Source organism: Janthinobacterium sp. B9-8 (assembly GCF_000969645.2).
In the GTDB taxonomy this organism is placed as follows: Bacteria; Pseudomonadota; Gammaproteobacteria; order Burkholderiales; family Chitinibacteraceae; genus Iodobacter.
Genome location: NZ_CP014222.1, coordinates 2869964 through 2895980, shown reverse-complemented (window position 1 = coordinate 2895980; position 26017 = coordinate 2869964). Strand labels below are relative to the sequence as shown.

The following is a 26017-nucleotide window of genomic DNA, read 5'->3' as shown; positions in this document are numbered from 1 at the left end:
AGGAACCGTTATGGAAAAAATTGCTTATTTCTTTAAAACGTTCTTGCTCGTGGAACTGGTAAAAGGCTTGATGCTTACCGGCCGCCATATGTTCCAGACCAAGATCACCGTGCAGTTCCCAGAAGAAAAAACACCGTACAGCCCGCGTTTTCGCGGTTTGCACGCACAACGTCGCTACGCCAATGGTGAAGAGCGTTGTATCGCCTGTAAGCTTTGCGAAGCAGTTTGCCCGGCTCAAGCGATTGTGATTGAGTCAGATAAGCGCGAGGACGGTACACGTCGCACCACGCGTTACGACATCGATCTGACCAAATGTATTTTCTGTGGCTTTTGTGAGGAAGCTTGCCCGGTGGATGCCATCGTGGAAACGCATATCCTTGAATATCACGGCGAAAAACGGGGCGACCTCTACTACACCAAGCCAATGTTGTTGGCTGTAGGTGATAAGTACGAGAGCGAAATTGCTGAACGTAAAGCGCAAGATGCCAAATACCGCTAATAGCTCGATACCAAACTACTGCGAACTCCAAGGGCAGCTTGGCTTTCCCTTGGATTTTCCGCTACGTTTTTTATCGACTGTTAAAGGTCAAATATTGATAGGTGTCCAATGACAATTGCACTATTTAGTTTCTTCGCCTTTGTGCTGCTGGCTTCTGCACTGGGTGTTGTGAGTACCAAAAATCCGGTACAAGCTGCTTTGCTGCTGATTCTGTCTTTCTTCACTGCAGCCATGCTGTGGATGTTGATGAAAGCCGAATTCCTTGCTGTTTCCCTTGTGCTGATTTATGTGGGTGCAGTCATGGTGCTGTTCCTGTTTGTGGTGATGATGCTGGATATTAATTTTGAGGAGCTGCGTAAAGGCTTCTGGAAATTTGCTCCGGTTGCAGGCGTGGTCGCTGGCACGATGTTGGTAGAAATGACGCTGGTTATTACGCATGGCGCAAGCCAGCTAGAAGGCGCAGCGCTGGTTGAGCGCCCTGCTGGTTACAGCAATGTACATGAGTTAGGCCGTTTGATTTACACCCAGTACTTCTTACCATTTCAGCTAGCGTCGGTGATTTTGTTGGTGGGTATGATTGCCGCCATTGCTCTGACGCTACGTAAACGTAAGAGCACTAAGTACATCAATCCTGGTGATCAAGTTCGTGTTAAAGCCAGTGATCGTCTGCGTATCGTGAAGATGGCCGCGGAAGTGAAAGTGCTTGCAGATGTTCCTGCAAGTGATGATAAACCGGCTGCCTAAGGAAGAGTTTCTATGCTTGAGTTGACGCATTATCTTGTGCTGGCGGCTTGTTTATTTGCCATCAGTATTTTCGGTATCTTTATGAACCGTAAAAACTTAATCGTGCTTTTAATGGCGATCGAGTTGATGTTGCTTGCGGTGAATATGAACTTTATTGCTTTCTCGCAGTTTTTAGGCGATTCAGCAGGGCAGGTTTTCGTATTCTTTATCTTGACGGTAGCCGCGGCAGAAGCGGCCATTGGGCTCGCGATCCTGATTGTGTTATTCCGCAATCTGCGTTCGATCAACGTCGAAGATCTCGACAGCCTGAAGGGTTAAGGGGACTGGATTACAAATGGATATGAAAACGATTTATCTCTTAATCCCGCTGGCGCCGTTATTTGGTGCGCTAGTCGCAGGGCTGTTTGGTTGGGCGATTGGACGACGTGCATCGCACGTCGTGACCATTGGTGGTGTGGCGGTGTCCTTCTTGTTGTCGGCTTATACGCTGAACCACTTGGTTTCAGGCGGTGATAACTTTAACGGCACGGTTTACACTTGGCTGACTGTTAATGGCGTTGATTTTAACGTTGGTTTCTTGGTTGATAAGCTCACCGCAATGATGATGTGTGTGGTGACTTTTGTATCCTTGATGGTGCATATCTATACCATCGGTTATATGTCAGAAGATCCAGGCTATCAGCGCTTCTTTAGTTATATCTCGCTATTTACGTTCTCGATGCTGATGCTGGTGATGGCGAATAACTTCGTTCAGCTCTTCTTTGGTTGGGAAGCGGTGGGTCTGGTTTCTTACCTCTTGATTGGTTTCTGGTTCAAAAAGCCTACGGCAACATTTGCCAATATGAAGGCTTTCTTAGTGAACCGCGTAGGTGACTTTGGTTTCCTATTAGGGATTGGCTTGGTACTGGCTTACTTTGGCTCGCTTGATTACGCAGATGTGTTTGCTAAAGCACCTGAGTTAAAAGATGCCACCATCAGCTTGTTCCCCAATGTCACTTGGTCTTTGTTGTCGGTCACTTGCATCTTGCTGTTTATTGGCGCGATGGGTAAATCGGCTCAGTTCCCGTTACATGTCTGGTTGCCGGATTCGATGGAAGGCCCAACTCCGATTTCCGCTCTGATTCACGCGGCAACGATGGTGACGGCAGGTATCTTTATGGTGGCACGTATGTCGCCATTGTTTGAGCTATCCGATACTGCGCTGAATTTCGTGATGGTGATTGGTGCAATTACCGCGCTGTTTATGGGTTTCCTCGGGATTATCCAGAACGATATCAAGCGCGTTGTAGCGTATTCAACACTATCGCAGCTAGGTTATATGACGGTTGCTTTAGGTGCATCGGCTTACTCGGTGGCGGTATTCCACCTGATGACACACGCCTTCTTTAAAGCGCTGTTATTCCTTGCTGCGGGTTCGGTGATTATTGGTATGCATCACGATCAGGACATCCGCAAAATGGGTGGCTTGCGTAAATACATGCCGATTACCTGGATTACTTCTTTGATTGGCTCCTTGGCATTGATCGGCACACCGTTCTTGTCGGGTTTCTACTCTAAAGATTCGATTATTGAGGCGGTACACGCTTCTAATCTGCCAGGCGCTGGTTTTGCTTACTTCGCGGTTGTGGCAGGTGTGTTTGTAACGGCTTTCTACTCTTTCCGTATGTACTTCTTGGTGTTCCACGGCGAAGAGCGTTTTGGTAAAGCGCATGATCATCACGGCCACGGTGCTGCACATGACGATGATCATCATGCTGATGAACACCACCATGGCTTGGCTCCGGGGCAGAAACCGCATGAAACGCCTTGGGTTGTTACTTTGCCTTTGGTGATGCTGGCGATTCCGTCGCTGGTGATTGGTTACTTTGCGATTGATCCTATGCTTTATGGGGATTTCTTCAAGGGTGTGATTTTTGTAAATCATGAAGCGCATCCTGCAATGGAAGTCATGAAAGAAGAATTCCATGGTGCAGTGGCAATGGGTATCCATTCGCTGACTACCTTGCCATTCTTGCTGGCATTAGCGGGTGTGGTGGTGTCTTGGTATTTCTATCTGGTGAAGCCAAGTATTCCTGCGGCATGCGATCGTTTCTTTACCTCAATCGGTATCAAGAAATTACTCGATGAGAAGTACTACATGGATCACCTGTATATCAATGGTTTTGCCGCAGGTGGCCGAGTGCTGGGTACTTTGTTCTGGAAAGTAGGCGATACCTTCATTATTGATGGCTTGCTTGTCAATGGTACGGCTAAGGTGGTGGGCTTGTTTGCCGCAGCAGCGCGTAAATTGCAAACGGGTTATATCTACCATTACGCTTTTGCCATGATTATCGGTGCAATTGGTCTGATGACATGGTGGATTGCTGGCCTGCTGGCCTAAAAAGCCGGCATCTTGCCGGGAATCGGGGGGGAAGGTCTTAAATAGATCGAATCTCCCTTACGAATTAAATTAACAAGTAGGTTGACTATGACGGGTAATCTTCTAAGCCTCGCGATCTGGCTGCCGATCGTGGCAGGCCTTGTAGTACTCGCGACAGGCGGGGACAAAAACGCCACGGCGGCGCGCTGGTTGGCGCTGGTCGGCGCTTTGCTAAGTTTCTTGGTAACCATTCCGCTGTATACGCAATTTGAGTCTTTGCACGGCGGCATGCAGTTCGAAGAAATGAAGCCTTGGATTGAATCTTTTAATATCAACTACCATCTTGGGGTTGATGGCATTTCGATGCTATTTGTGATTTTAAATAGCTTTATCACCCTGATGGTTATCCTTGCAGGCTGGCAGGTTATTGAAAAGCGTGTTGCACAGTATATGGCTGCTTTTCTGATTATGTCGGGCTTGATTAATGGCGCTTTTGCAGCCATGGATGCAATCTTGTTCTATGTCTTCTTTGAAGCGATGCTGATTCCGATGTACCTGATTATTGGTATCTGGGGCGGCCCGCGTCGTGTGTATGCGTCGATTAAATTTTTCCTTTACACCCTGCTTGGTTCATTGTTGACGCTGGTTGGCTTTATTTACCTGTATCAGCAAACCGGTGGTAGTTTTGAAATCGCTGATTTCCAACGACTGCCATTGGGCATGACAGCACAGACATTGGTACTGATTGCTTTCTTCTTTGCCTTTGCCGTGAAAGTGCCGATGTGGCCTGTTCACACATGGTTGCCTGATGCTCACGTTGAAGCGCCTACCGGTGGTTCGATGGTGTTGGCGGCGATTACCCTGAAGCTGGGTGCTTACGGTTTCTTGCGATTTGCTCTGCCGATTGCCCCTGATGCCGCGCGTGAATACGCATGGGTATTTGTGGTGCTGTCTCTGGTGGCGGTGATTTACATCGGTTTAGTTGCTCTTGTGCAAACCGATATGAAAAAGCTGGTGGCTTATTCTTCGATCTCGCATATGGGTTTTGTAACACTGGGCTTCTTTATGTTTGCCGGTGGTACACAGCTGAACCAGTACGCGGTTGAAGGCGCTTTATTGCAAATGATCTCGCACGGTTTTGTTTCTGCCGCAATGTTCTTCTGCATTGGTGTGATGTACGACCGAGTGCATAGCCGCAAGATTGCCGATTACGGCGGCGTGGCTAATAAAATGCCGATCTTCGCCAGCTTTATGATGCTATTTGCAATGGCCAATTCGGGTCTGCCGGGTACTTCTGGTTTTGCCGGTGAATTTATGGTGATTCTGGGCGCGGTGCAAGTGAACTTCTGGTACGCCTTTGCGGGCGCTACAACCTTGATTTTTGGTGCTGCCTATACCCTGTGGATGTACAAACGGGTGTTATTCGGTGAAGTCGCCAATGATCATGTTGAGCATCTGAAAGACGTTAACTCGCGTGAATTCCTGATCCTTGCTGTGTTAGCCCTTGCCGTGCTTGGCATGGGTCTGTATCCGAAGCCATTTGTGGATGTGATGCATGTGTCGGTTAATGATTTGATCTGGCATGTTTCACAGAGCAAATTGCACTGATTCGCGATAGTCGGGGATAACGATCAATCCCCGATTTTATCCAGAGGTAGAGCATACCTTCGGACCACCATACTATTATTAGATAGGGTTGAATAATGACCTGGACCAGCCTTAATGCTTGGGTGGCAATGCCGGAAATCTTCCTGCTATGTGCCAGCTGTGCGGTACTTTTGCTTGATTTGTTTGTGTCTGACGCCAAGCGCCATATTACTTATGTGCTCACACTGATTGTGTTGGCCATAACGGCCTTCCTTGTTGTGAATGGCTATGAGCCCTTCCCGCGTCTGGCATTTAATGGCCTGTTTATTAGCGATCCAATCGCTGATTTCGCCAAGATTGGCATGATCTTGGGTGTGGCTTTGGTGCTGATTTATGGTCGTGAATACAGCATGGTTCGCGGCTTGTTCCGTGGCGAGTTGTTTACACTGACTCTGTTTGCCTTGGCAGGCATGATGATCATGGCCTCTAGCGTTAACTTCTTAACGCTTTATATGGGGCTTGAGCTGCTGTCCTTGTCTTTGTATGCCTTGGTGGCATTGCAGCGCGATTCAGTGCAATCCACAGAAGCGGCCATGAAGTACTTTATTTTGGGTGCTTTAGCTTCCGGGATGTTGCTTTACGGTATGTCGATGATTTACGGCGCGACTGCCTCGCTGGATGTTTTTGTCATCGCACAAAAAATTGCCAGTGGTGAAGCAAACCGCATGTTGGCGGCCTTTGGCTTGGTGTTCTTGGTAACAGGTATTGGCTTTAAGTTAGGCGCTGTACCGTTTCATATGTGGGTGCCCGATGTTTACGAAGGCGCACCAACACCGGTTACTCAGTTGATTGGTTCTGCTCCAAAGTTAGCGGCGTTTGTGTTTGTAATCCGCTTACTGGCGCAAGGTATGGAAGGCTACGCTTTTGACTGGCGCGGTATGCTAGTGGTGTTGTCGGTGCTTTCGATGGGTATCGGTAATCTGACTGCAATCGCTCAAACCAGTATGAAACGTATGATGGCTTATTCCACTATCTCGCATATGGGCTTCTTGCTCTTAGGGATCTTGGTCGCTAGCCCGATTGGTTACGCCGCATCATTCTTCTACGCCATGGTGTATGTACTCACTGCCGCGGCGGGTTTCGGTATGGTGATGTTGCTGTCTCGTGAAGGCTTTGAAGCGGATAAGATTGATGACTTTAAAGGCTTGGCAGCACGTAGCCCATGGTTTGCTTGCATGATGATGTTTGTGATGTTCTCTATGGCAGGTATTCCGGTATTCGTTGGCTTCTTTGCCAAGTTATCGGTATTACAAGCCGTGGTGAATTTAGGCTATGTCTGGTTGGCCGTGGTTGCAGTGATGTTCTCGCTTGTCGGGGCGTTCTATTACCTGCGTATCGTGAAGATTATGTACTTTGATGAAGCAACAGATACTGCCCCAATTGCCGCAGGCTTTGATACCAAGGTAGTGTTGTCGGTTAACTGTGTCTTGTTGCTGGTGATGGGCTTGATGCCTGATCGCCTGATGTCTGTGCTCTCGCAGGCCGTTTCTTCATCTCTTGTGCCCATGTAATGAATAATGTGTATCTGCTCTGTGGATTGGCGCTGATTGCTGCCAATCTGCCTTTTTTCTTTGAACGCATTATTTTTTGCATTCCGGCAAAAAAGGTTAAGGGCTTTCATTGGCGCTTGCTAGAGCTGGTTCTGCTTTATGTGGCATTGGGTTTGCTGGCAAGGGTTCTGGAGGGACGGCTTTCTCCGGTTCATGCGCAAAACTGGCCTTTCTTTGCCACGACTTTTGCGATGTTTATCGTATTTGCCTGGCCTGGATTTGTCTGGCGCTACTTCTGGCGTAAGCCTGGTATCTAAAGCTGAGAGAAAAAGCCCAACATTTGTTGGGCTTTTTTGTGTTTAATGTTCTGCTGATCCGCAATTGGCGGCCCATAAAAAGGGGGAGGGATGATGAAGATACTTGCTGCAAGTTTGTTAGTTCTGCTCAGTACTACAGCTTTGGGGTGTGATGTTTTGCTGAAGCTTAAGGGAGAAATCGGCACGGCTCAGTGTACTCAGGACAGCCAGTGCCGCACGGTAGCGGTGGGTGCCAAATCGTGTGGTGGCCCGGAGTTTTACTTACCATGGTCTATTGCAGAAGGGCGAGCCGAAAAGATAGCTTTGCTTGCAAAAAAATATACAGATCAGCGACTACTTGAGATTAAACAGAGCGGGGAGTTATCTACCTGCCAATTTGTTGCTGATCCGGCGGCAGTATGTAAGCAAAAGCAGTGTGTATTGCAGAGTAAAGATGCTATCTATTAGTTGTAAATGCTTAGCAGCATAAAAAACGGCGAACCAAGGTTCGCCGTTTGCGTTAAAGCTTATTATTTAAACACCCGCATTTTCCGCACGTGATACGGAAGGGGCTGTGGGTAGCGGATCATTGGTTTCAACCAGTATTGAGGTATTGGTTTGTGTTACATCATCAATCTGATAAGCAACATTGCCAAGATAGCGTTTGCCAGCTGGCAAGTCTTTCCAGCTAAAGCCTACGGAAGCGGTGCCACCTACGTAGATTTTGCCTGGGGCAAGGGCTTTAAATGAGCCGCCAACATCACCCGTATTAATGATCCAGCTCGACAAGGTGTAATTGGTATTACCCCCTTTAGTCGCATAGCCTACAACGCAAGCTTTGTAGTTGCCGGCAGGCAGATTAACCAGCTGCACTGTTTCGTTGGAGCCATCACTACCACTGCCACCTACTTTTACACCTGCTGAATTCATGACCAGTAAATCTAAGTCATCTGCAGCGCCATGCTCGGTGTCTGAATTGTAGAGAGCAAAGCGGGTTGCAAGATTATTAGCGGGTACGCTGAATTGATGCACTTTCACACCCGCTGTACTTGTTCCTGCTGTGCATTCACGTACACCGTCTTTTGCGCCTGTATCAGTGGCAATTGAAGCATTGGTGAGCGTTGCTTCTTTTAAACCCCCTTTCACTAAAGTCAATTTACCATCGCTGCCTGTTGCAATGGTCACGACTTTATTGCCGCTTGTTTCTTCACTACTAAGCTGTGAAATAGCGGCAAGCAGGCTGGCTTTGGCAGTAATCGGGGAGCGAACGGTATGCGTGCCGTCTGACCAAACGAGCGAGCCATACTGGTACACATTTCTTGGTGCGGTGGTACGGCTTAATGTCACCGTAAACGACTTGCTTTCACCAGGATTAAGGTTAAGTGTTGCGGGGGAGACTGTTGCAGCAAAACCGTTGATCGATGCTTGGGCTGTGTAGATTGCTGCGCGATCACTGACATTGGTAACGCTGCGGTTAAAAGTAAATTTGCCCAGCACATTGGCGGTGGTGAGCGATGGCAAATTCAAGTTATAAGGTTGAATGCTGCCAATCACACTGCACTTGGACGGGCTCAGTTGATTTTGGCCGCACAGATAGCGGTCGTAGTCCTGTGGCGTTATATCGTAAACCAAGCCTGGGTTTGCTGCGAGGTTGGGATTAACATGCCCTGCGCCTTGAGCCCAAGGAAGCAAGCCGTTTTGTAAGCCCGGCTGCCCATCATTTAGTGTAGAGAAAACGCTGGTCATCAGGGCCGATTTAATGGCGGCAGGAGACCAAGTTGGGTGCAGCTGGTGTAAGAGCGCACCAAGGCCCGCTACATGTGGGCTGGACATGGATGTGCCTTGCATCGATTGCCACTCAGCAGGGGCAACGGCTCCGTTTGCAATCTGGTTGCGCTGCTCAGGGCTGAGGAGTGGACGTGATGCGGCCAGAATATCCACACCAGGGGCGGTAAGGTCAGGCTTGAGTACATTTGCATCCGCACGATTCGGCCCGCGTGATGAAAAGTCAGCCATCATAGGCGCATTGCCTGCGGAGCTGGTAATGGATGCCGCAAAGTTGGCCGACGCACCTGGCGTTGCAGCAAAAGCTTTTGCAATTGCACCATCGGCAGCACTGATGTGCACGGTTGGAATGCTATGAGAAAACGCGGTAATGGTTGCAGATCCGCCAACAACATTGGCCAGCAACATGCCTGTACCACCGGCTTCTTTGACAGCAGCGCTTTTATTAACCAGTGCACTTGAGCCACGATCGCAAAGTACGATCTTGCCTGCGACTTTAGCCGCATCAAGTTTTGCATCTGCCGGCACACTATCTGCCGTGCCATAGCAACGATCTAATGCTGTTTTGCTTGCAGCAGACAAATTAGCGTAGTCAGTAATGCCTGCATCTTTTGCCAGAATTAAAGGCGCGGTAATAGGGGCTGGATTGGTGGAGCCGCCTTTTAATACTTTACTGCCTAAGGTGACTAAGCTTTCCTGAATACGGTCATGGGTGGAAGCGGCAACGGTTGTGAGCCAAGGCGCAATGTGCGCAACCATATTGGCCGGGCCACTATTGCCTGCAGAGGCTGCAACAAATACGCCTGCGTTGCTAGCCGCTAAAAAGGCCAGATCGACAGGGTCATTCAGTGTTTCTCCGCCGCTGATGGAGTAATTAAGAACATTCACCCCATCGCTTACTGCTGTTTCAATGGCTTTTAAGCTATCACCACCGTAACAATTATTCTTGCCATCAGCGAGTATCGGGTCGTTCGATGTCCAGCACACTTTATATGTTGCAAGGCGTGCACGTGGTGCAATCCCTGAAATATAACCAATCGATGCGCCACCAATGACACCGGCTACTTTGCCATTGCCGCCCGCTGTTGAGGCGGTATGTGAGCCATGGCTATCGCTGTCTCGCGGAGAGTTATAGTCGCTCCAATGCGGCACTTTTGCACCACTTGCAACCAAGGCCTCATATTGTGTTCTGAATTTTTTTGCACCAATCAGCTTGTTATTGCAATGGGCCGCAGAGAAGCCTTCTCCGTCATCGCAAGATCCCTTCCATGATGCAGGAGGTGCACCATAGACTTGAGCACCAGATAAATCATGGCTTGCTTCACCTGTGGCATTTACCCGATCAGCAAAAGAAGGATCTTCTGGCCATACACCCGTATCAATTACACCGATAATGATGTTTTCACCGGCACTCGCTGCACCATTTAGCTGTGACCAAAGGCCCACACCTGGCTTATCTAGACCCAGAAACTTGGGGGTGTAGTTGGTTTGCACTTGGCGCGGCTCATCTAAGGTAATGGCGATGACGTCGGCACTATTTTTAAGTTTTCTGACTTCTGCATCAGTCAGCATTGCTGAGAAGCCATTGAAAACGACTTTATAGTTATGCACGATCGGTGCATTGCCGATGCTTGCAATCACATTGTTTTGTTTGGTTTCGATGTAGTTGATGTAGGCCTGTACATCGTAGGCATTGACATCTAGCAGCTGACCACTTGCCGGTTTGGTGGCTTTTAAGCCAGTAATTTCACCGGTATAAGAAGCCGCAGGTTTATCTGCAAGTTGAATAATATAAGGTAAGCGTGCTTCTTCAGCGCTGGCAAAGCCCGCAGCACCTGCAGTGAGTAGGGCGGTAATGGCGAGATTAATAATGCTGCGTTTCATCATGATGCAATCCCTGCAGAGATAGTTTGAGCTTTATTTTTACGGCGCATCACCATGGTGATACCCGCCAGACCGAGAGCCATGAGCAACCATTCCGCAGGTTCAGGTACGGCGGCTACATTAATATTGTCGATCGCAAATTGAGCCTGATTATTGCTAAAGGGTACGCATTCGCCGGTCACCGTCGTCAGGCATGCAGCAAAGCTGAGTGTTTTAAAAACACGGTTGCTCGCGGTGTATTGGAAATCGCTGAATGTCCAGTTGCCATTTGTATTTTGGCCAGAAAGCGTGAAGCGATCGCTGAACGTTTCCCCACGTAGCCCTGTTCCGGAAACAATCAGATTGGCAACACTGAAAGGAAGGTTTGCAGCCAAGGGAGAGGCAAAGCTGCTAGAAAAGCTGCTGAGCTTAAAACCAAGTTGATTAGAAATCTGCAAGCCACCATCATTTAAACCAAGATAGTAGGGCGTGTTATTGCCACTTGGGCAATCAAGAATAGAGCAAGTACTGGCGGAGGCAATTGCCCCTGCCATGCCATCGCCAAGCACGGTTAAATTGAATAATGGATCTGCTTTTACAATATCCCCACCTTCAAAAATATCGCCTTTTAATGAATCAAAGTTAATGATCGAAGCCTGTGCTGCAGGCATGGATAAGCCAATGGCTGCAACAAGCAGCGCCATCTTGAGTGATTGCTTCATATAACTCCCTGTGTGTCTTGGATTTGAATGAACAACGTGGTGTGCTCAAGGCTCAGACATAAAGTGTCATTACTAATAAAAACTCTGACTACTTTTGTCTGATTTTTTTTATGTATGCTATTTTTAGAAATGCAGCTTGCCTTTCATATTTATTAAGCAAGCTCGTGAATAATAACAAAATATGCCAAGCCGTCTATATTTCAGCGACATAAATCATTTATTTGTATCTGTTATGTAGCAGTATTGATACTTTTGGTATTTTCCTTTCATTTTTTGAAAGTAAATTGATGCCGGTAGATATGTTTTATTGCAGCTTTGGTAGAAATATATCGCGCATGCTTTTTAATAAACGTAATTAATTCAAGGACTTGTTTTGTAAATTAATTGGATTTTTCGGGTGTTATGCAAATTTTTTTATTTTAGGCTTGTGCAGGTTGGGGATCTCATTTAGAATGCTGTCTCTCTGATCTTGCTGTTAAGTATCAAGTCAGAAAAAGCGCTAGGGTTGTAGCTCAGTTGGTTAGAGCGTTTGGTCGACATCCAAGAGGTCGTGAGTTCGAATCTCACCAACCCTACCAAAAAAATTCATAAGGTATGATCTGAAAAATAAAATCATATCTGTATTTAACGGAGTTAAGCCCCATGAATCGAACTAGCACCACTGCAGAATAATTCTGGCGGCGTGTGCGTGGGGCTTGATTTATAAAAAGTGCGGCGTAAGCCGCACTTTTTTTTCGTTCATTTTTTACAGCATCTGTTACTGTTTGTTTTCTTTTTGAAAGCCTTCTAACCTTATCTAAAACACGCAGCACAGGATAAACCATGCCTATCGTGACCCTGCCAGACGGCTCTGAACGACAATTCGACGCCCCGCTTACCGTGGGTGATGTAGCAGCCAGTATTGGTGCAGGCCTTGCTCGCGCCGCTTTGGCAGGTAAGGTTGATGGCAAGCTGGTGGATACCAGCTATCTCATCGATCGTGATATTCAGCTGGCGATTATTACGGATAAAGATGCGGATGGCTTAGAAATTATTCGCCATTCTGCCGCTCATTTACTGGCTTACGCGGTAAAACAGCTGTTCCCTGACGCACAAGCCACGATTGGCCCAGTGATTGAAAATGGCTTTTACTACGACTTTGCTTATAAACGCCCATTTACGCCAGAAGACTTGGTCGCCATCGAAAAGAAAATGTTCGAGTTGGCAAAAAAAGATATTCCTGTTGAGCGTTATGAGCAGTCGCGTGATGAAGCGGTTGCTTACTTTAAATCGATTGGTGAAGCCTACAAGGCCGAAATTATCGAGTCGATTCCTGCTGATCAAGTTTTAAGTTTGTACCGTGAAGGTGATTTTACTGACCTCTGTCGTGGTCCTCATGTACCGTCTACCGGCAAGTTAAAAGTATTTAAGTTAATGAAAGTTGCGGGCGCTTACTGGCGCGGTGACAGCAAGAATGAAATGCTGACTCGTATTTACGGCACAGCTTGGGCAAAGAAAGACGAGCTTGAGCAGTACTTGCATATGTTGGAAGAATCAGAAAAGCGCGATCACCGTAAAATTGGTAAGCAGCTTGATTTGTTCCATATGCAAGAAGAAGCGCCGGGCATGGTGTTCTGGCACCCTAAGGGCTGGGCGCTTTGGCAGTCGATCGAGCAATATATGCGTAAGAAGCTTGATCAGCATGGCTATCAGGAAATCCGTACTCCAATGGTGATGGATCGCTCCTTGTGGGAGAAATCGGGTCACTGGGAAAACTACCATGATGCGATGTTTACTACAGAATCGGAAAAGCGTGATTACGCCGTAAAACCGATGAATTGCCCAGGGCATATTCAAGTCTTTAATCAAGGCCTGCGTTCTTACCGCGATTTACCATTGCGTTTCTCAGAGTTTGGCTCTTGCCACCGTAATGAGCCTTCGGGGTCTTTGCACGGCATTATGCGGGTACGTGGCTTTGTGCAGGATGATGCGCATATTTTCTGTACGGAAGAGCAAGTTCAATCTGAAGCTGCTTCATTTATCGATTTGCTGCAAGAAGTGTATGCAGACTTTGGCTTTAATGAAATTTTGGTTAAGCTTTCCACTCGTCCGGAAAAACGTGTTGGGACAGAAGAAAGCTGGGATCATGCCGAGGCTGCATTGGCCGCTGCGCTGGATTCTAAGGGGTTGGCTTTTGAGTATCAGCCTGGTGAAGGTGCGTTTTATGGCCCGAAAATTGAGTTTTCTTTAAAAGATTGTCTGGGCCGAGTGTGGCAATGTGGTACTTTGCAGATCGACCCGAATTTGCCAGAGCGTTTAGGCGCTGAGTATGTCGGGATTGATAATGCAAAACATCGTCCTTTGATGCTGCACCGTGCGGTATTGGGGTCGATGGAACGTTTTATTGGTATTCTGATTGAAAATCATGCAGGTGCATTCCCTGTTTGGCTTGCGCCAACACAGCTTGTGGTCCTGAATATTTCAGACGCGCAGCGTGAATATGCCGTAGAAGTGTGCGAAAAACTCAAGTCATTGGGCTTTAGAGTTCAAGCGGACTTGAGAAATGAGAAGATTACCTATAAAATTCGCGAACATAGTCTGCAACGTCTTCCTTATCAGCTAATTATTGGTGATAAGGAGAAAGAGGCAGGCCTAGTGGCCGTGCGGAGCCGTACTGGTGAAGACCTTGGTCAGCTGACGATTGAGGCGCTTGTTGAGCGTCTGCAATCAGAAATGCCAAAGGTTTAATCGTAGGCTGTAGCGCGGTTTTGATTTTGAATGACTTGGAGAATCACAATAGCTTCTCAGGATAAAGAACCACGGATTAACGGTGAAATCACCGCCCGTGAGTTACGTTTGCAGGGTGTGGATGGCGAGCAGCTTGGTATCGTCAGCCTTTCCGAGGCTTTGGCTCTGGCCGAAGAGGCCAATGTTGATCTGGTGGAAATCGCACCAACAGCACAGCCGCCTGTTTGCCGCATTATGGATTACGGCAAATTTAAGTATCAGGACTCGAAAAAGAAACACGCCGCCAAGCAGAACCAGAAGCAGGTCCAGGTCAAGGAAGTTAAATTCCGCCCGGGTACGGACGAGAATGATTACCAGATCAAACTGCGTAATCTGACCCGCTTCCTCGCCGATGGCGATAAGGCAAAGATTACTTTGCGCTTCCGTGGTCGTGAAATGGCTCACCAAGAAATCGGTATGGCTCAGCTGAAACGCGTTGAAGCTGATCTGGGCGATTTGGTTGTGGTTGAGCAGTATCCGCGTCTGGAAGGGCGTCAAATGGTAATGATGCTGGCTCCTAAAAAGAAAGCCGCTTAATTCCCTTTTGTAAAAAACGACCGGGCTAGCGGCTGCGCCTGGTAAGGCTGATTGTTTGTTTGAAATCAGCTAGCAGCCGTAATAAAAGCGTGGTGGCAGGTATTAAGTGCAGAGCGGGTAACCGCTATGGCGCCTGTCGCCCTATCTAACTCAGTAGTAGGAGTTCATCATGCCTAAGATGAAGACCAAGAGCGGCGCTAAAAAGCGCTTCAAGGTTCTCGGTGGTGGTGGCGTTAAGCGTAGTCACGCTTTCAAGCGTCACATCTTGACCAAGAAAACCACTAAGACTAAGCGCCAGCTGCGCGGTACAAGTATGGTCGATCCGTCGAACATGCCTTCTGTCCGTGCAATGTTGCCCTACGCATAACTAAAGGAAAAGACTCATGCCTCGCGTTAAACGTGGTGTTACAGCTCGTGCCCGTCATAAGAAAATCATCGCTCTGGCCAAAGGCTATCGTGGTCGTCGTAAAAATGTCTATCGTGTAGCCAAACAGGCTGTCATGAAGGCAGGTCAATACGCTTACCGTGACCGTCGTCAGAAGAAGCGTCAGTTCCGTCGCCTATGGATTGCGCGTATTAACGCCGCTTCCCGTGAGTGCGGTCTGGCCTACAGCCGTTTCATGAACGGTCTGAAGAAGGCAGGTATTGAAGTTGACCGTAAGGTTCTCGCTGATATGGCAATTTTTGACAAACCAGCTTTTGCTCAGTTTGTTGAAATCGCTAAGGCGAAACTAGCCGCCTAATCGGCTGGTCGACAAGAGGGGGAGGCTTCTGGCCTCCCTTTTTTATTCCTTTGGTTTATCCAAGGGGCTGCTTTTTCTGACTTTCTTTATTGAGGTGTCAGCCAAAGCAAAACAATTTGCCTGAGATTGCCGCAAGATCATGGTTGATAACGTACAAGCGATTCTGGAAAAAGGCCTGGCTGCATTAAATGCAACCAATGACCCGAACGAACTTGAAAATGCCAAGGCGCAATTTATTGGCAAACAGGGCGAGATTTCTGCGCTCTTAAAACAGTTAGCCACCTTGCCACCCGAAGAAAAAAAATCTTTTGGTGCAATTGTTAATCAGGCTAAGCAAGCTTTTGAAGCATCGCTGAATGCGCGTCGTGAAGCCATTGCTAATGAGAAATTAGCAAAGCAGCTGGCCGCTGAAGCATTGGATATCACCTTGCCGGGCCGTGGCCTTGCTGCGGGTGGTTTGCATCCGGTGACTAAGGTGCGTGAGCGCATCGAAGCATTGTTTCACTCCATGGGTTTCGCTGTGGCCGATGGCCCCGAAATCGAAACAGATTTTTATAATTTTGAAGCCTTGAATCTGCCGCCAGATCATCCTGCCCGCGGCATGCAAGACACCTTTTATGTAGAAGGTGGCGAAGTGTTGCGCACGCATACTTCACCGATTCAAGCGCGTTACATGGAAAGCCAAGAGCCGCCGATTAAAATCATCGCGCCGGGCCGTGTTTACCGTGTTGATTCTGACGCTACTCATTCGCCGATGTTCCATCAGATGGAAGGCCTGTGGGTTGATCAGGATGTCTCCTTTGCCGATCTAAAAAGCGTGATTGTTAGCTTTCTGCGTCAGTTCTTTGAACGTGATGATCTGGAAGTACGCTTTCGCCCCTCTTTCTTTCCCTTTACCGAGCCTTCGGCTGAGATCGACGTAAAGTGGTCCAAGGGTTGGATGGAAGTAGGTGGTTGCGGCATGGTGCACCCCAATGTGCTGAAGAATGTAGGCATCGATAGCGAAAAATTCACCGGCTTTGCCTTTGGCATTGGTCTGGATCGTTTCGCGATGCTTTACTATGGCGTAAATGATTTACGCCTCTTCTTCGAGAACGATATTTCCTTCCTCGAACAGTTCAAGTAATAAGTTGAAAAGTGGCGCAGCTAAAGCAGCTCTTTAATTGATCTGTTTTGGCTGGCTTTCTACAGCGGATGTTGTACCGTCCGCGCATCTGTAGGTGCGAGTGATGAAATTTTCTGAACAATGGTTGCGTAGCTGGGTAAACCCAGCACTAAATTCTGAACAGCTGGCTCATTTATTGACGATGGCCGGTTTAGAAGTAGAAGAAAATGACCCTGCTGCCCCTGAGTTTACTCAAGTGTTTGTGGCAGAGGTGTTGTCTGTTACTAAGCATGAAAACGCCGATAAACTGAATGTTTGCAGCGTGAATGTGGGCGAGGCTGAGCCACTGCAAATCGTGTGTGGCGCACCTAATGTGGCCCCTGGTATCAAAGTGCCTTGTGCCCGCGTTGGCGCGGCTTTGCCTGGCGATTTTAATATCAAAAAAGCCAAGGTTCGTGGGGTTGAGTCCTTCGGCATGCTGTGCTCTGGGACCGAATTAGGCATGCCAAGCGATATCGATGGCCTGATGATTTTGCCAAGCGACGCACTTGTTGGAATGCCGATTCGCGAATACCTGCAGCTCGATGATCGCTTACTGACTTTAAAGCTCACACCGAACCGCACGGATTGTTTGTCCATTAAAGGGATTGCGCGCGAAGTGGCTGCTTTAACGGGAGCCGTGCTTCATCCGGTTGAAATTAAAGCCGTTGTACCGACGTGTGACGATGTGATTGCCGTATCGCTGAACGCCGGCGCTGCATGTCCACGCTACGCTGGACGTGTAATCAAAAATGTAAATCAAGCGGCAGCAACTCCAGATTGGATGAAGCAACGCTTAGAGCGCTCAGGCTTACGCTCTATCTCGGCGATTGTTGACGTAACCAACTATGTCTTGTTGGAACTCGGTCAACCTATGCACGCCTTTGATGCAGATAAGCTGGAAGGTGGCATTCAGGCTCGTTTTGCTCAGCAGGGCGAAAAAATTACGCTGCTGAATGAAAAAGAGCTGATCCTCGATGCTGATATGCTGGTGATTGCGGATGCGGTACAGCCCTTAGCACTAGCAGGAATTATGGGCGGCCTAGCGTCGTCTGTAGTGGCTGGCACACGCAATATCTTTTTAGAATCCGCCTTCTTTGCGCCGAGCATTATTGCAGGACGCTCACGCCGTGTTGGCTTTAGCTCAGATAGCTCGCATCGCTTTGAGCGCGGTATCGACTTTGCCAATGTGGTGAATGCGCTTGAGCGTGCCACACAGCTGATTCTGGATATTTGCGGCGGTGAAGCAGGCCCGGTTACCGAAGCACAGGCTGAACTACCAGCTCGCCCAGCCGTCGCGCTGCGTGTGTCGCGCGTGGCTAAAGTCTTAGGTATTCAGCTATCCGCAGATGAAATTCTCGCTTTGTTGGCGCGTTTGGCGCTGCCAACATCGCTGGCTGGTGATGTGATTACCGTAACGCCACCATCATTTCGCTTTGATATCGAAATCGAAGAAGATCTGATTGAAGAAATTGCCCGCTTGTTTGGCTACGACAATATTCCTGTTGCACCTTCTGCATCACGCCAAGTGATGCTGCCGCAGCAGGGCGATCGCCGTGAAAAGGCTGCGCTGAAATCAATTATGGTTTCCCGCGACTATTTCGAAGCCATTAGCTACGCTTTTGTTGAAGAAAAATGGGAAGCCGATTTTGCGGGCAATACCAGCCCGGTTAAATTGCTTAACCCTATTGCCAGCCAGATGAGCGTCATGCGCTCCAGTCTGTTTGGTGGCCTGATCTCGGCCCTGCAAGGCAATCAAAAGCGTAAGCAAGAGCGTGTACGCTTATTTGAGCTAGCCCGCGTATTTAATGGCACTGCAGCAGATGCTCAGCCAGAGAAAATCGCTGGTTTGGCTTGGGGCCACCGCAGCGCCGAGCAATGGGGCGTAGCCAAGCAGCATGTTGATTTTTATGATGTAAAAGCCGATGTAGAAGCATTGCTTGCTCCGCGCAAAGCAGATTTTCGTCGTGTAGATCATCTGGCCCTACATCCTGGCCGCGCTGCCGAAGTTTTACTGAATGGCATCGTGGTTGGAGTGATTGGCGAGCTGCATCCTAAATGGGTGCAATCGTACGATTTAGGCACAGCGCCCGTCTTGTTTGAATTGGATGTGGAAGCGCTTGTAAGTGTTGAAACGCTTACAGCTAAGCCAGTATCCAAGCTACAAGTTGTTCGCCGTGACCTTGCCTTACTGGCAGATGAAAGCTTGTCTGTGGCAACACTACAAGCTGCATTCGCCAATCTGAAAAACCCGCTCCTAATAGCATCAGAAGTGTTCGATGTCTACCGTGGAAAAGGTGTTTCAGAAGGTAAAAAAAGCCTTGCTTTCAAGATGTTAATGCAAGATACTCACAAAACTCTTACTGATGAGGAAGTCGACGCCGTTGTCGCGGATGTAATCCGTGCTGCCGAAGCAAACGGTGCGACGCTGAGAGTCTAATGCTAATGCAGTACACCCCCACTACAATGATGACGCTTACTAAAGCTGACTTAGCCGATATGTTATTCGACAAGGTTGGCTTAAATAAGCGTGAAGCCAAAGACATGGTCGAAGCCTTCTTTGAGGAAATCCGCACGTCCCTTTCTGAGGGCGATTCGGTAAAACTCTCCGGCTTTGGCAATTTTCAGCTCAGAGACAAGCCACAACGTCCTGGGCGCAATCCTAAAACAGGCGAAGAAATCCCAATCTCCGCCCGGCGTGTGGTTACTTTTCACGCCAGTCAAAAGCTGAAGGGAATGGTCGAAAGTCACTATGCAAAGCACCAGCCTCGTCATACCGACCAGTGATCTACCCTCTATCCCGGCAAAGCGCTACTTCACCATTGGTGAAGTTAGCGAGCTTTGTGGTGTAAAACCACATGTGCTGCGTTACTGGGAGCAGGAATTCACGCAATTAAAGCCTGTAAAACGGCGCGGCAACCGTCGCTACTATCAGCACCATGAAGTGCTGCTGGTGCGTCGGATCCGCTCCCTACTTTACGAACAAGGCTTTACCATCAGCGGTGCCCGCAACCAACTATCAGCGCTTCGAGGAGATGCTGATGGTGCGGAAGAGGGTACTACAGTGACAGAATTGCGTCATGAATTAGAAGCATTACTTGCTTGGCTGGATGACTAGCCAAGCAAGGGGCCGTAAGATATAATGCGTCCCTGAGTTCGGAATGTGGCGCAGCCCGGTAGCGCACTTGCATGGGGTGCAAGGGGTCGGAGGTTCGAATCCTCTCATTCCGACCAATAGAATCAAAGACTTAGCCTCGCTTCTGCGAGGCTTTTTCTTTATGGTGTACCGGATTTTGTACGTATCCGTTGTCAAACTAAGTATTAGCTCTATAACTTTTTGTTCGGGACTCTACTTGAAGGGGCTTAGATGCTTGATGTTATTCGGTTTGATGTTTTAGTTAAGTTTTTTTCTATACTGGGAGTTCTTTTTAGTATTTATAATATATGGCGTGGCACGTCTTTAAGCTGGAAGCCAATGCGTCGTGATGATTATAAGTTCGCGAAAGAGTTTCTTGCCGATATTCAATCATTTTCCCCATTGCACCCTTATCTTATTGAGAGTGGTGGAGCTGTTATTTTAGGCAAAGAGGGGGCAACGCTCAGTGAAATTACATATTTGTTGAATCAGCGGAATTCATTAAAGGCGATAAAAAGATATGCTGCTGCTGGGCAGGAGTATGTGGAGTATTTAGAGAGTGAAGGATGTATTTCTTTTAGAGACAAATATAAAAGTAAAGAAAAAAGAAAGTTTTTAAAAATAAAATATGTTATTTTGTTTGTTGTATTTTTTTCTATATCTTTCTCGCCATTCTTAATTAATTATTTCGTTGAAAAAATTAAGATGGATTTCTTTGTTAGTTTTTTTGTATTTGTAGGGTTTCTTCCGCAGGCAATTATTTTTCTATTTTCTGCTAAAAATTTGCAAATGGGAGAAAATTTGGTCGCAAGTCAAAACTTAGCAGTTGTTGAAAGCAGTAATAGTATGACCAGTGGGGTGGATATAGATTTTGTTTTCTTTCCTGAAAACGAAGAAGAATTTAAAAAAAAGGCTTTAAATAACTGTGTTCGGACTATTGTTTATAACATAGATCAATCTGAAATTCATTCTTCCTTTGTTCGATCAGTTAACGTTATCTGGAAGCAGTCATGCAAAAACAATATTGGAACGGATCATAGGATAAAGAATTTAGTAAGTGGATCATTTGTAATATATAGTTGGATAGTTAATTCTGATAATGATTTAACAATTCCAATTTTTAAAAATAAGCCAGAAATAAAGAATAAATACTTGAAATGGCGGGAAACTACTAATTGAGCACAGTTTCAATTAGTAGTTAATCTAGGTTGTTTTTTTGCGTTACTATTTTATCTGCATATTCCCTTAAATGCTCTGCCCCAAAGTGAGCATACTTTCTGACCATTGCGATATCTGACCAGCCGCCCAGCTCCATTAGCGCATGAGTGGGAACACCAGCCTGTATTAGTCTGCTGGCCCATGTGTGGCGTAGGCAGTGGAAGTTAAAGTCATGGATGTTGGCTCGCTTTACTGCTTCTCGCCATGCTCTGCCATTGGCTCTTAGTATTGGCTTATCTTTGTAGCTAAATACATGGCTGGTGTGCTTCCCCAGTTGCTCATTAATAATTGCCATTGCATCCGTATTAAGCGGGATTGAAATGGCTTTATTCGCTTTAGCCTGATCAGCGTGGATCCATGCGGTTTCCCGCGCTATATCTATCTGTGACCATTCCAGCGTTAAAATATTACTCATTCTAAGGCCCGTACTTAGTGCAAATCTTGAGATTTGCTTAAGGTGCAATGGGAGTTCATTGAGTAAGGCCCGCTCTTCATCTTGCGACAGATAGCGCACGCGGCGTGTGGGTTCGGCTAGCAGCTTGAATACGGGGGCTCGGTCGATCCATTCCCATTCGATGGCTGCACGTAAAATACTGCGTATTAAATTCAAAATGGCATTGACGGTTCTTGGCTTAACTTCTGTTTTGCCATTTACCGTGTCTTTTTGTTTCAGCAACCTGATCTGGTTAATCTTTTCTTGCCCGATATCTGTGAGCTTCATTCCCGATAGGTGGGGGTGTAACCAGCGCAGTTGCAGCTTCCAAATATAGGCAGTGGGCTTATCCAGGCGCTCTGTAAGCCAACGCTCAACAGCTTGTTCCCAAATGTATGCCGGACGCTCTTTAAGCTTGTCCTGGCGCCATAGGCTGGCTTTTAGTTGATCGTGCCATTCTTGTGCAGCGGCTTTGTCTTCAGTCCCAGAAGATCGCTGTATTTCTTGGCCATCATGTGTGAATCGAGCCCACCAGATGTTGCCACGCTTTTTGATAGACAAGGTTTTTGCTCCAGGTAAAGGATTGGTGTTCTTTGCTTAGTTGAGTTTTGGCGTAGCCAATCAATTAAATCAATTTTATTAAAGAGCCATTTGCCGGTGATAATTGTTGCTGGTACTTGGCCGGCTTTGGCTTTTCGCCGGAGTGCTTTGGGTGTGAGTTTTAAAAAATGAGCAGCAATGTCGGTGGTCATAATGTCATCGGCGGTAATCATTTTTGCCTTCTTTTTGAGGTCTATACTTCGATATGTTGGGTTAGTTCGAGAGTGGGGAAGTTATCTTGCGAGCGATAATCTCAGCCCCATTGCTGCTAAAGCGCATGGTCCAGCCTGCTGCTTTTAACGTGCTTAATTCATCAAGTGACTCGCTGAGTGTTGCGTAATTCAGTCTGATTTCTTGCATGGTTGGCTCCCGGCCAGAAGGTGGTCAATGGAGAGGAATCAGTCTTGCTAGTCCTCTCTGGACACTGTGCTAATGTTCTGGTTATTAATTTAGCAAAAGCTAACGTTTAAAACAATAGCAAAAGCTAAATTAATTTTTAACGGGCACAAAAAAACCTGCCGAAGCAGGTCTTGCTTTATATTTTTAGTGGCTGGTGGAGTCGTTTATTTGGCCGTTTCCGTTTACATGGAACCGCTGATGGCGACGACTCTGCCTATGATTTTCACAAGGTGGGTCAATTCGGGAGGGATTTGCCGGTCTGGGTATCTTGCCTTGTCCGGATTGTCACTCACGATGCGCAGGCTGTTATCTATTTCTTTAAATAGGCGCTTGACGAAATATTCCTCACCTATGGTAATTGCATAGACTTTGCCGTCTCTGATGGATTGCTGGCAGTAATCCACCACAAGGCTATCCCCGTCCAATACCCGAGGCTCCATGCTACTGCCTTCCGCAATCATTGTTGCGGCACAGCTTGGATCTATGCTCATGCGTTTAACCCATTTGGCGGTAAACGCTTGTTTTTGGCCTTTCTGGTCAACTTCCCAAATAAGATTTCCACTCCCTGCGGATAACTTGATGTTTAGCGCAGGCAGAAATACATACAGAGATGGATCCAGCTCATCTTCATTTTCCCATGTCTGTACGGGTCTTAAGCTTAATTTGGTGGATTCATGCTCTTCAGATTTATCGAGCGTAAACGGAGCCAAGTTGAGCTTCTCTTCCATGCTGCGTGCTGATTTTTCACCGATAGAACGATGTCCAGTCAGAATTTGCGACAGATAAGTCGGGTCCAGCCCGTACTTTCTTGCGAAAGTAGCTTTGTTCTTTTCCGCACTAGCAAGGCGGGTGAGGTTGGCAACTCTGATTGCGTTCATGTCCATATCTGTATTCTGGTGTTTGTATAGCAAATGATAAATTGACGTTTGCTATACTATTTTAAATAGCATGTGCTATATTGTCGGCATGAAACTTAGAGCTTACATACTCACCATTCCAAAATCAGAGCGAAATGCCTTTGCAAAGAGTTGTGGCACCTCATTGGGGATGTTGCAACAAGTGGCATATGGCGCGCGTAGTTCGGGCGAAAAACTAGCGATTGCTATTGAGCGTGAATCTAATCGTGCGGTGACTTGTGAAGAGTTGCGCCCCGATGTGGATTGGGCTTATTTGCGCGGCACCCAGCCGCTCTTGGAATCTGTTTTATCACCACATCATGCCGCAGAAGCTCATGCCCTTATTCATATAGCAGTGGGGGCATGAGGCTTATGTGGATGCTTGGTTTATCTATTTACTCTGCCACCCAATCCCCATTGGATGGTTTTGCCGATCCCCATCGGCTTTTTTATACCGGCGCGTCTGCGCCTCCCCAATGAGTAATGTAACTGGATTCTTTCTCTTTCGATAAGAGAAAGCTGGCCAGATTACTTAGAGGTTTAAACATGACTCCTGAATTATTAAACGACCGCTACCGGGCTTTGAATGAGGCGGTGCAGCTGGCGACGACCCGAGTGGGGGTGCGCCGGTTTAGCGAGATCATTGATCGCGCTACTTCATCGGTGGCCAATTGCGCTAATCCTAATCTGCATTCGCAGCAGTATCTGGCGAATCACCTGTTTTCCCTGGTCGAAGAATCCAAGTGTGGGGCGCTGGTGCAGCAGATTGCGGCGCTGGCCGGTTATGTGGCGGTGCCGGTTTCAGTGGGTGGCTTGCTGCATGCAGATGGTCCACAGCAGCTGGCAAATAAGGTGCTGGCGCAGTTTATGACCGAAACCTCACGGGCAGGAATGACGCTGGCCGGTGTGTTTGAGGATTGGAAGGTGGAGCACCGTGAGCTGCCAGAGCTTGATGCGGCTTTGGATCAATTACAAACCATGATCAACGTGATTCGTAGTACGGCACACAGAGAGGCGGTATGAGGGAAGCGTTTTATACCTATCTGCAAACTGAGCTGGAGCTGCTGGAAGGGCTTAGCCCGGATTGCCAGCGTTTGTTTCTGATGTATTTAAAGCCACTGGCCAGCTTTGAAACCGGTGAGGTTAGCAAGGTTTCCTTGGGGGGCTTGGCCACTCGGATGGGCTATTTACCGCCTGCCGGATCACACGCTAAAGCTTTGAATTACAGCACCCGCCAGGTGCGCGAGTTGCTGGATAAGCTGACCCGTGGGGGGCTAATTCAGCGTGACTCACAACATGGTGAGCACTATCGATGCCTTAAAATTTTCCTCGTGTATAGCGCAAACGGCTTCATTCGTCCTGTAGAGGATCGGAGGAGCATGGCAGGAGCAGCGCCGACCGAGCAAAGTCATATACAGCAAGGGTTTGGGGCTGAGGAAGGGCAAAGCATGGGCGGGGAGGAGCGGCACATAATCAGTAGTTCACCAGTTCATAAAACCAAAACCTCTAAGTTCTTTTCATCATCTATGCGATCTCAAACAGTGTTGGGTGAGCACAGTGCGAAAGATGATTCAGAGCCTGCCAACAAAATTGATGTATCGATTCCAGAAGTACCCAGCGAGATCTGGCAATGGCGGGTGATCACCATGAAAGCCGGTTTTTCAGCGACCAGTGCAAAAAGCCCCAAGGCAATGGTGCAGTACCAGTCTTGGCTGGCCGAACAAGCCAGTCAGGCTGAGTTTAATCAGGCTTTATTTCAGGCCAAAGCCATTGTCGGCATGCCGACCAGCCCGCTGTATCTGGCGGCGATTATGCGGCAGCAACGCTTAAAACCGTCAGCAAAACAATCATTCGCCCAAGGCGGGCATAAAGGGCGCGCTCCTGCAGTGCGCTCCATCTTTGGATCATTTGAGGAGGGCCGACATGAACGTACAGTCAACGCTGAATACACAACGATTAACTGAAAGCCACGCCTTGCCACTGGCTTGGGTTGAGAAGATTTTCAGAAAGATGCACGGGCGTTTTGGTAACCAGTTTGTAGATAAATTTCGCTCTGGCGAAAGCTTTGAAGTCACGCTGATGGATGGCAATACCGAAGAGCGCGATACCGGCATTGAGAACGCCAAAACGGTGTGGGCCGAAGAGCTGGCGGGATTTTCTGGGGAAGAGATTGCTCGCGGCATGGCCGCCAAGTTTTTATACGGAGCACCAGATTTGGATAAGTTTCAGGTGGCGTGCCGCCAAACCGTTGAGATCGATATAGAAGTGCGGATGCAGCTGGCGATTACCCAGATGAGCCGCCGCCGCCAATATTTGGAAGAAAACTGGCCTGATAACCGCACCTTTTGGGCTGCACAACGTATCGGCAATGATTTGCTGATCCAGGAGCCTTGGCGCTTAAAAGCCAAATGGGTGGCCGCGTGGATGGATGCAGAGCGGGATAGTAACCGCACCATTCCAGATGCCAGTACCCAAGTGCTATTGCCACCGCCTGCCAAACGCATGATGACTAAGGCACAGGCTAATGAGAAAGCGGCTCAGCTTAAATTGGCGATTAGTGGCTTACGCAATGCTAAATCATGGCCGCATCAGATTGCCGAAACGGCTAAGCAGGCAGGCATGGTGCAAATCACTTCGGCTGTCTTGGCTTTACGCGGCCTGCACGAAGAAGTGCCAAGTAGCTTAATCCTGCGGGCCAGAGAATTAGGCTTGGGCCGGCAATTAGGCTTAGGGGAATGAG

At 47.8% G+C, this 26017-nt stretch carries 28 protein-coding genes and 2 tRNA genes; 23 read left to right on the top strand and 7 right to left on the bottom strand.

The window, feature by feature from the left end; genetic code table 11:
- The first annotated feature begins 10 nt into the window (after nucleotides 1–10).
- The 8 genes from nuoI (at nucleotide 11) to VN23_RS12995 (ending at nucleotide 7503) form a co-directional block, all read left to right on the top strand.
- The gene (gene nuoI / locus VN23_RS13030; protein ID WP_046352280.1) at nucleotides 11–499 is read left to right on the top strand and encodes an NADH-quinone oxidoreductase subunit NuoI; all 489 of its coding nucleotides are present in this window, start codon (nucleotides 11–13) and stop codon (nucleotides 497–499) included.
- A 108-nt stretch (nucleotides 500–607) separates the two neighbouring features.
- A complete protein-coding gene (locus VN23_RS13025) occupies nucleotides 608–1243 on the top strand; it encodes an NADH-quinone oxidoreductase subunit J (RefSeq protein WP_046352279.1) in 636 nt (211 codons plus the stop codon).
- A 12-nt stretch (nucleotides 1244–1255) separates the two neighbouring features.
- Nucleotides 1256–1561, top strand: coding sequence for an NADH-quinone oxidoreductase subunit NuoK (gene nuoK / locus VN23_RS13020; protein ID WP_046352278.1), 306 nt, complete (start codon nucleotides 1256–1258; stop codon nucleotides 1559–1561).
- Between the two features lie 16 nt (nucleotides 1562–1577).
- Nucleotides 1578–3623 carry an NADH-quinone oxidoreductase subunit L gene (gene nuoL / locus VN23_RS13015; protein ID WP_046352277.1) on the top strand — a complete coding sequence of 682 codons (2046 nt, stop codon included), beginning with the start codon at nucleotides 1578–1580 and terminating at the stop codon, nucleotides 3621–3623.
- An 87-nt stretch (nucleotides 3624–3710) separates the two neighbouring features.
- On the top strand, nucleotides 3711–5210 hold the full coding sequence (locus VN23_RS13010; RefSeq protein WP_046352276.1) for an NADH-quinone oxidoreductase subunit M: 1500 nt from the start codon (nucleotides 3711–3713) through the stop codon (nucleotides 5208–5210).
- A gap of 95 nt (nucleotides 5211–5305) precedes the next feature.
- Nucleotides 5306–6760, top strand: coding sequence for an NADH-quinone oxidoreductase subunit NuoN (nuoN, locus tag VN23_RS13005; RefSeq protein WP_046352275.1), 1455 nt, complete (start codon nucleotides 5306–5308; stop codon nucleotides 6758–6760).
- Nucleotides 6760–7056 (top strand): DUF2818 family protein, encoded by a 297-nt coding sequence (locus tag VN23_RS13000; protein ID WP_046352274.1) that lies wholly within the window; start codon nucleotides 6760–6762, stop codon nucleotides 7054–7056. The genes nuoN and VN23_RS13000 overlap by 1 nt, the downstream gene beginning before the upstream one ends.
- 90 nt (nucleotides 7057–7146) lie before the next feature.
- A complete protein-coding gene (locus VN23_RS12995) occupies nucleotides 7147–7503 on the top strand; it encodes a hypothetical protein (protein ID WP_052746626.1) in 357 nt (118 codons plus the stop codon).
- Between the two features lie 66 nt (nucleotides 7504–7569).
- Here VN23_RS12995 and VN23_RS12990 read toward each other — a convergent pair whose 3' ends face one another.
- A complete protein-coding gene (locus VN23_RS12990) occupies nucleotides 7570–10707 on the bottom strand; it encodes a S8 family peptidase (protein WP_046352273.1) in 3138 nt (1045 codons plus the stop codon).
- Complete coding sequence (locus VN23_RS12985; protein WP_046352272.1) at nucleotides 10704–11405, bottom strand: NF038120 family PEP-CTERM protein; 702 nt, start codon at nucleotides 11403–11405, stop codon at nucleotides 10704–10706. The genes VN23_RS12990 and VN23_RS12985 overlap by 4 nt, the downstream gene beginning before the upstream one ends.
- A 501-nt stretch (nucleotides 11406–11906) precedes the next feature.
- Here VN23_RS12985 and VN23_RS12980 point away from each other — a divergent pair.
- A tRNA-Val gene (locus VN23_RS12980) sits at nucleotides 11907–11983 on the top strand.
- Here the strand turns inward: VN23_RS12980 and VN23_RS12975 are convergent.
- Entirely contained in the window at nucleotides 11978–12229 is a 252-nt protein-coding gene (locus tag VN23_RS12975) for a hypothetical protein (RefSeq protein ID WP_062654908.1), read from the bottom strand. The two genes, VN23_RS12980 and VN23_RS12975, sit on opposite strands and share 6 nt — an antisense overlap.
- Here VN23_RS12975 and thrS point away from each other — a divergent pair.
- The 10 genes from thrS to VN23_RS12925 all read left to right on the top strand — a co-directional run bounded on the left by thrS (nucleotide 12228) and on the right by VN23_RS12925 (nucleotide 20910).
- Nucleotides 12228–14132, top strand: a complete 1905-nt coding sequence (gene thrS / locus VN23_RS12970) for a threonine--tRNA ligase (protein WP_046352271.1) — start codon at nucleotides 12228–12230, stop codon at nucleotides 14130–14132. The genes VN23_RS12975 and thrS overlap by 2 nt on opposite strands.
- Before the next feature lie 30 nt (nucleotides 14133–14162).
- Entirely contained in the window at nucleotides 14163–14708 is a 546-nt protein-coding gene (infC, locus tag VN23_RS12965) for a translation initiation factor IF-3 (protein ID WP_046352270.1), read from the top strand.
- Nucleotides 14709–14877: 169 nt separating this feature from the next.
- The gene (gene rpmI, locus VN23_RS12960; protein ID WP_046352269.1) at nucleotides 14878–15075 is read left to right on the top strand and encodes a 50S ribosomal protein L35; all 198 of its coding nucleotides are present in this window, start codon (nucleotides 14878–14880) and stop codon (nucleotides 15073–15075) included.
- Between the two features lie 16 nt (nucleotides 15076–15091).
- A complete protein-coding gene (gene rplT / locus VN23_RS12955; protein WP_046352268.1) occupies nucleotides 15092–15451 on the top strand; it encodes a 50S ribosomal protein L20 in 360 nt (119 codons plus the stop codon).
- Between the two features lie 139 nt (nucleotides 15452–15590).
- Entirely contained in the window at nucleotides 15591–16577 is a 987-nt protein-coding gene (pheS, locus tag VN23_RS12950; RefSeq protein ID WP_046352267.1) for a phenylalanine--tRNA ligase subunit alpha, read from the top strand.
- Nucleotides 16578–16680: 103 nt separating this feature from the next.
- Nucleotides 16681–19035, top strand: coding sequence for a phenylalanine--tRNA ligase subunit beta (gene pheT, locus VN23_RS12945; protein WP_046352266.1), 2355 nt, complete (start codon nucleotides 16681–16683; stop codon nucleotides 19033–19035).
- Between the two features lie 5 nt (nucleotides 19036–19040).
- A complete protein-coding gene (locus VN23_RS12940; protein ID WP_231743258.1) occupies nucleotides 19041–19382 on the top strand; it encodes an integration host factor subunit alpha in 342 nt (113 codons plus the stop codon).
- Complete coding sequence (locus VN23_RS12935; protein WP_046352265.1) at nucleotides 19348–19713, top strand: MerR family transcriptional regulator; 366 nt, start codon at nucleotides 19348–19350, stop codon at nucleotides 19711–19713. The genes VN23_RS12940 and VN23_RS12935 overlap by 35 nt, the downstream gene beginning before the upstream one ends.
- Nucleotides 19714–19752: 39 nt before the next feature.
- Nucleotides 19753–19829 (top strand) — tRNA-Pro (locus tag VN23_RS12930).
- Nucleotides 19830–19962: 133 nt separating this feature from the next.
- Nucleotides 19963–20910, top strand: a complete 948-nt coding sequence (locus VN23_RS12925; protein WP_046352264.1) for a hypothetical protein — start codon at nucleotides 19963–19965, stop codon at nucleotides 20908–20910.
- Nucleotides 20911–20929: 19 nt separating this feature from the next.
- Here VN23_RS12925 and VN23_RS12920 read toward each other — a convergent pair whose 3' ends face one another.
- The 4 genes from VN23_RS12920 to VN23_RS12915 form a co-directional block, all read right to left on the bottom strand.
- Complete coding sequence (locus VN23_RS12920) at nucleotides 20930–21670, bottom strand: tyrosine-type recombinase/integrase (RefSeq protein WP_197432916.1); 741 nt, start codon at nucleotides 21668–21670, stop codon at nucleotides 20930–20932.
- Nucleotides 21671–21822: 152 nt separating this feature from the next.
- The gene (locus tag VN23_RS21845) at nucleotides 21823–22155 is read right to left on the bottom strand and encodes a helix-turn-helix domain-containing protein (protein ID WP_156455204.1); all 333 of its coding nucleotides are present in this window, start codon (nucleotides 22153–22155) and stop codon (nucleotides 21823–21825) included.
- Nucleotides 22156–22195: 40 nt separating this feature from the next.
- Nucleotides 22196–22342 (bottom strand): hypothetical protein, encoded by a 147-nt coding sequence (locus VN23_RS21840; RefSeq protein ID WP_156455203.1) that lies wholly within the window; start codon nucleotides 22340–22342, stop codon nucleotides 22196–22198.
- A 221-nt stretch (nucleotides 22343–22563) separates the two neighbouring features.
- The gene (locus VN23_RS12915) at nucleotides 22564–23259 is read right to left on the bottom strand and encodes a S24 family peptidase (RefSeq protein ID WP_156455202.1); all 696 of its coding nucleotides are present in this window, start codon (nucleotides 23257–23259) and stop codon (nucleotides 22564–22566) included.
- Nucleotides 23260–23347: 88 nt separating this feature from the next.
- Between VN23_RS12915 and VN23_RS12910 the strand changes: the two genes are divergently transcribed.
- The 4 genes from VN23_RS12910 to VN23_RS12895 all read left to right on the top strand — a co-directional run bounded on the left by VN23_RS12910 (nucleotide 23348) and on the right by VN23_RS12895 (nucleotide 26016).
- On the top strand, nucleotides 23348–23644 hold the full coding sequence (locus tag VN23_RS12910; RefSeq protein ID WP_046352591.1) for a transcriptional regulator: 297 nt from the start codon (nucleotides 23348–23350) through the stop codon (nucleotides 23642–23644).
- Between the two features lie 179 nt (nucleotides 23645–23823).
- Nucleotides 23824–24300: a hypothetical protein gene (locus VN23_RS12905; protein WP_046352261.1), complete on the top strand. Its 477-nt coding sequence runs from the start codon at nucleotides 23824–23826 to the stop codon at nucleotides 24298–24300.
- Nucleotides 24297–25241: a hypothetical protein gene (locus VN23_RS12900; RefSeq protein ID WP_046352260.1), complete on the top strand. Its 945-nt coding sequence runs from the start codon at nucleotides 24297–24299 to the stop codon at nucleotides 25239–25241. Before VN23_RS12905 ends, VN23_RS12900 begins: the two co-directional genes overlap by 4 nt.
- Entirely contained in the window at nucleotides 25201–26016 is an 816-nt protein-coding gene (locus tag VN23_RS12895; protein WP_046352259.1) for a hypothetical protein, read from the top strand. Before VN23_RS12900 ends, VN23_RS12895 begins: the two co-directional genes overlap by 41 nt.
- Nucleotide 26017: the final 1 nt, after the last annotated feature.

Bases quoted from the DNA above. Each gene is read 5' to 3' on its own strand.
- nuoI (WP_046352280.1), top strand. From the start codon at position 11: ATGGAAAAAATTGCTTATTTCTTTAAAACGTTCTTGCTCGTGGAACTG.
- VN23_RS13025 (WP_046352279.1), top strand. From the start codon at position 608: ATGACAATTGCACTATTTAGTTTCTTCGCCTTTGTGCTGCTGGCTTCT.
- nuoK (WP_046352278.1), top strand. From the start codon at position 1,256: ATGCTTGAGTTGACGCATTATCTTGTGCTGGCGGCTTGTTTATTTGCC.
- nuoL (WP_046352277.1), top strand. From the start codon at position 1,578: ATGGATATGAAAACGATTTATCTCTTAATCCCGCTGGCGCCGTTATTT.
- VN23_RS13010 (WP_046352276.1), top strand. From the start codon at position 3,711: ATGACGGGTAATCTTCTAAGCCTCGCGATCTGGCTGCCGATCGTGGCA.
- nuoN (WP_046352275.1), top strand. From the start codon at position 5,306: ATGACCTGGACCAGCCTTAATGCTTGGGTGGCAATGCCGGAAATCTTC.
- VN23_RS13000 (WP_046352274.1), top strand. From the start codon at position 6,760: ATGAATAATGTGTATCTGCTCTGTGGATTGGCGCTGATTGCTGCCAAT.
- VN23_RS12995 (WP_052746626.1), top strand. From the start codon at position 7,147: ATGATGAAGATACTTGCTGCAAGTTTGTTAGTTCTGCTCAGTACTACA.
- VN23_RS12990 (WP_046352273.1), bottom strand. From the start codon at position 10,707: ATGATGAAACGCAGCATTATTAATCTCGCCATTACCGCCCTACTCACT.
- VN23_RS12985 (WP_046352272.1), bottom strand. From the start codon at position 11,405: ATGAAGCAATCACTCAAGATGGCGCTGCTTGTTGCAGCCATTGGCTTA.
- thrS (WP_046352271.1), top strand. From the start codon at position 12,228: ATGCCTATCGTGACCCTGCCAGACGGCTCTGAACGACAATTCGACGCC.
- VN23_RS12975 (WP_062654908.1), bottom strand. From the start codon at position 12,229: ATGGTTTATCCTGTGCTGCGTGTTTTAGATAAGGTTAGAAGGCTTTCA.
- infC (WP_046352270.1), top strand. From the start codon at position 14,163: ATGACTTGGAGAATCACAATAGCTTCTCAGGATAAAGAACCACGGATT.
- rpmI (WP_046352269.1), top strand. From the start codon at position 14,878: ATGCCTAAGATGAAGACCAAGAGCGGCGCTAAAAAGCGCTTCAAGGTT.
- rplT (WP_046352268.1), top strand. From the start codon at position 15,092: ATGCCTCGCGTTAAACGTGGTGTTACAGCTCGTGCCCGTCATAAGAAA.
- pheS (WP_046352267.1), top strand. From the start codon at position 15,591: ATGGTTGATAACGTACAAGCGATTCTGGAAAAAGGCCTGGCTGCATTA.
- pheT (WP_046352266.1), top strand. From the start codon at position 16,681: ATGAAATTTTCTGAACAATGGTTGCGTAGCTGGGTAAACCCAGCACTA.
- VN23_RS12940 (WP_231743258.1), top strand. From the start codon at position 19,041: ATGCAGTACACCCCCACTACAATGATGACGCTTACTAAAGCTGACTTA.
- VN23_RS12935 (WP_046352265.1), top strand. From the start codon at position 19,348: ATGCAAAGCACCAGCCTCGTCATACCGACCAGTGATCTACCCTCTATC.
- VN23_RS12925 (WP_046352264.1), top strand. From the start codon at position 19,963: ATGCTTGATGTTATTCGGTTTGATGTTTTAGTTAAGTTTTTTTCTATA.
- VN23_RS12920 (WP_197432916.1), bottom strand. From the start codon at position 21,670: ATGAAGCTCACAGATATCGGGCAAGAAAAGATTAACCAGATCAGGTTG.
- VN23_RS21845 (WP_156455204.1), bottom strand. From the start codon at position 22,155: ATGATTACCGCCGATGACATTATGACCACCGACATTGCTGCTCATTTT.
- VN23_RS21840 (WP_156455203.1), bottom strand. From the start codon at position 22,342: ATGCAAGAAATCAGACTGAATTACGCAACACTCAGCGAGTCACTTGAT.
- VN23_RS12915 (WP_156455202.1), bottom strand. From the start codon at position 23,259: ATGAACGCAATCAGAGTTGCCAACCTCACCCGCCTTGCTAGTGCGGAA.
- VN23_RS12910 (WP_046352591.1), top strand. From the start codon at position 23,348: ATGAAACTTAGAGCTTACATACTCACCATTCCAAAATCAGAGCGAAAT.
- VN23_RS12905 (WP_046352261.1), top strand. From the start codon at position 23,824: ATGACTCCTGAATTATTAAACGACCGCTACCGGGCTTTGAATGAGGCG.
- VN23_RS12900 (WP_046352260.1), top strand. From the start codon at position 24,297: ATGAGGGAAGCGTTTTATACCTATCTGCAAACTGAGCTGGAGCTGCTG.
- VN23_RS12895 (WP_046352259.1), top strand. From the start codon at position 25,201: ATGAACGTACAGTCAACGCTGAATACACAACGATTAACTGAAAGCCAC.